Source organism: Neorhizobium sp. BETTINA12A, assembly GCF_023006485.1.
Lineage (GTDB): Bacteria > Pseudomonadota > Alphaproteobacteria > Rhizobiales > Rhizobiaceae > Neorhizobium.
Genome location: NZ_JALBGW010000277.1, coordinates 1 through 3,449 on the forward strand (window position 1 = coordinate 1; position 3,449 = coordinate 3,449).

General features: G+C 62.8%; 3 protein-coding genes. All 3 read right to left on the bottom strand.

The window, feature by feature from the left end:
• Position 1: 1 nt before the first annotated feature.
• Positions 2–238 (bottom strand): hypothetical protein, encoded by a 237-nt coding sequence (locus MOV61_RS29145; protein WP_247139080.1) that lies wholly within the window; start codon positions 236–238, stop codon positions 2–4.
• A gap of 256 nt (positions 239–494) precedes the next feature.
• Entirely contained in the window at positions 495–1,253 is a 759-nt protein-coding gene (kduD, locus tag MOV61_RS29150; protein ID WP_038547887.1) for a 2-dehydro-3-deoxy-D-gluconate 5-dehydrogenase KduD, read from the bottom strand.
• A gap of 235 nt (positions 1,254–1,488) precedes the next feature.
• A partial coding sequence (infB, locus tag MOV61_RS29155; RefSeq protein ID WP_247139081.1) for a translation initiation factor IF-2 occupies positions 1,489–3,449 on the bottom strand: 1,961 nt, incomplete at its 5' end.

Consider the following 3,449-nt stretch of genomic DNA (forward strand, 5'->3'; position numbering starts at 1 on the left):
GCTAGCTCGGAGCTGCGCGGGAGGTTGTAGGCGCTGCCTGCGTGGCGGGAGCGGGAGCCGCCTGCGTCGGGTGTGCACCGGAAGGGGAGGTCGCCTGCGGCGCTTGCGTCGGCGCATCCGGAGCAGGCGTCTGTGCCATCACCGTCGAAGCCGTCATTGCCAGTGCCGCGAGAGCCATCGAAAACCGGCTCCTCATCGGTTGGCGCATCGAAAAGGCGGGCTTCAGGGCAGCGGTCATGGCAGGCGATACTCCGGACTGTTCGTCATCGCGGACAGCGCCGGAGCGCCAGGTCGACGATGACGGAAACGGGCATCCGAACGCCGCCGGCCACTGCCGCCGGGTTCGCGATGTTGCAGCTACCGGATAATAAACATGAGTAGAAATGGCAACTAATAAATCTTGAGAATGCCGATCACATTAATGCGGGACGGGATCATTACCCCATTTGCGCTGGATCGGCATTCCCTGTGCCGGAAAATTGGCTGACGGACGCCTACCGCGCCAGCCAGCCGCCGTCGACCGGCAGTACGATGCCATGGATATAGTCGGAGGCCGGCGAGGCGAGGAATACGGCGGCTCCGCCGAGCTCTTCCGGCTGGCCCCAGTGTCCAGCCGGAATACGGCTGAGGATTGCCGCGTTGCGATCCGGGTCGTTACGCAGTGCCTCGGTATTGTTGGTCGAGAAATAACCCGGCGCAATGGCGTTGACGTTGATGCCCTTGCCAGCCCATTCGCAGGCGAGCAATCGGGTCAGGCCGGCGAGACCGCTCTTCGAGGCGGTATAGGAAGGGATGCGGATGCCGCCCTGGAAGGAGAGCAGCGAGGCGATGTTGACGATCTTGCCGGCCTTGCCCTCGGTGATCAGCCGGCGTGCAAACGCCTGGGAGAGGAAGAACACGGTCTTCAGGTTGACGTCCATCACCGCGTCCCAGTCGGCCTCGGTGAAATCGATCGCATCGGCCCGGCGGATGATCCCGGCATTGTTGACGAGGATATCGGCACGCCCCGTCCATGCGACCGTTTCGCTGATGACCCGATCAACCGGCTCGAGCGTCGAAAGGTCCGCCTGGATCGACAGACTGCGCCCACCCGCCGCGCTGACTGCGGCTTCCGTCTCGGCCATGGAGGAGCGTCCGACCAGCGCCACGTCAGCGCCGGCCTGCGCCAGCGCCACGGATATCGCCTGGCCAAGGCCCGTATTGGCGCCGGTAACGATCGCCGTCTTGCCCGTCAGGTCGAATGAAATCGGCATGTTGTCCTCCTCGGAAACTGAAAATGCGGATATAGGGTAGATGCTTACCGTCGCGAGCTCTCGGGTTGAAGCTGAAAATTTTTGCCATATCGAGGCCGGCCCCCTTGGGGCCATGGATTGAGAGATTCAGTCCCCGCAGCCAGTTCCTCACGAGAAACCGAATACCCAAAATGCCAAGAGCCGCCCGTGAAGGTCACGGGCGGCTCCTTTAATTGTTCGGGCTGTTCGCCGGAGGTCACAGCGAGCGCGTGATATGCTCCACGCGGAAGCATTCGATGACGTCGCCTGCGCGCATGTCTTCGTAATTCTCGAACGCCATGCCGCATTCCTGGCCCATCGGCACTTCGCTGACTTCGTCCTTGAAGCGCTTGAGCGTCTTGAGCTTGCCTTCGTGGACAACGACGTTGTCGCGGATAAGGCGGACGCCCGCTCCACGCTCGACCTTGCCCTCGACGACACGGCAACCGGCGACCTTGCCGACCTTGGTGATGTTGAACACTTCAAGAATCTCGGCATTGCCGATGAAGGTTTCGCGGCGTTCCGGAGACAGGAGGCCCGACATCGCCTGCTTCACGTCATCCACCAGATCGTAGATGATGTTGTAGTAGCGGATCTCGAGACCTTCGCGTTCAGCGGCTGTTCGTGCCTGCGGGTTGGCGCGGACATTGAAGCCGATGATCGCCGCATTGGATGCCTCGGCAAGCGAGATATCCGATTCGGTGATGCCGCCGGCACCCGAATGAACGATGCGGGCACGGACTTCGTCGGTGCCGAGTTTGTCCAGTGCGCCGATGATCGCTTCGATCGAACCCTGCACGTCACCCTTGATGACCAGCGGGAATTCCTTCAAGCCGGTATTCTGGAGCTGGCTCATCATCTGTTCGAGCGAACCGCGCTGGCCGGACTGGCGGGCAGCCGCCTTGTCGCGGGCAAGCCGCTGGCGATATTCGGAAATCTCGCGGGCACGGCTTTCGCTCTCGACCACGGCGAACCTGTCGCCGGCGGCCGGAGTGGCAGAAAGACCGAGCACCTCGACCGGCATGGCCGGACCGGCTTCCTTCACATGGTCGCCCTTGTCGTTGACGAGCGCGCGAACGCGACCCCACTGATCGCCGGCGACGATGATCTGGCCCGGTTTCAGCGTGCCCTTCTGGACGAGCACGGTCGCAACCGCGCCGCGGCCACGGTCGAGCTGGGCTTCGATGACGATGCCTTCGGCCGTCCGGCTCGGATCAGCCTTGAGGTCGAGGATTTCGGCCTGCAGCAGGATGGCTTCGAGCAGCTTGTCGAGATTGACCTTGTTCTTGGCCGACACTTCGACGTCGAGCACTTCACCGCCGAGCGATTCCACGAACACTTCGTGCTGCAGAAGCTGCTGGCGAACCTTGTCCGGGTTGGCTTCGTGCTTGTCGATCTTGTTGATCGCCACGATGATCGGAACACCCGCTGCCTTGGCATGGGCGATGGATTCGATCGTCTGCGGCATCACGCTGTCGTCGGCTGCAACCACCAGGATGGCGATATCCGTCGCCTGGGCACCACGGGCACGCATGGCCGTGAAGGCGGCGTGGCCGGGGGTATCGATGAAGGTGATCTTCTGGCCGTTGTGTTCCACCTGATAGGCGCCGATATGCTGGGTGATGCCGCCGGCTTCGCCGGAGACCACATTGGCATGGCGGATGGCGTCGAGCAGCGAGGTCTTGCCGTGGTCGACGTGGCCCATGATGGTGACGACCGGCGGGCGCGAAACCATTTCGCCTTCGTCGTCGGCAACGTTGAAGATGCCTTCTTCGACGTCGGACTCGGAAACACGCTTGACGGTATGGCCGAATTCGCCGGCGATGATTTCGGCGAGGTCGGCGTCGATGACGTCGCCCGGCTTCATCATCTGGCCTTCCTTCATCAGGTACTTGATGACGTCGACGGCGCGTTCGGACATGCGCTGCGACAGTTCCTGAATGGTGATGGTTTCAGGCAGGATGACTTCGCGCATGACCTTTTCGCGCGTTTCCTGCATCTGGCTGCGGCGGAACTTCTCCTGCCGGCGGCGGGTCGCGGCCATCGAACGGCCACGGGCATTGCCGTCTTCGTCCGTGCTGACCGTGGTCACCGTCAGCTTGCCGCGGCGGCGTTCGTCTTCGGTCTTCGGGCGGGCAGGAACCTTGGCGGGAGCGGCGACCGGGACACGGCCACGGC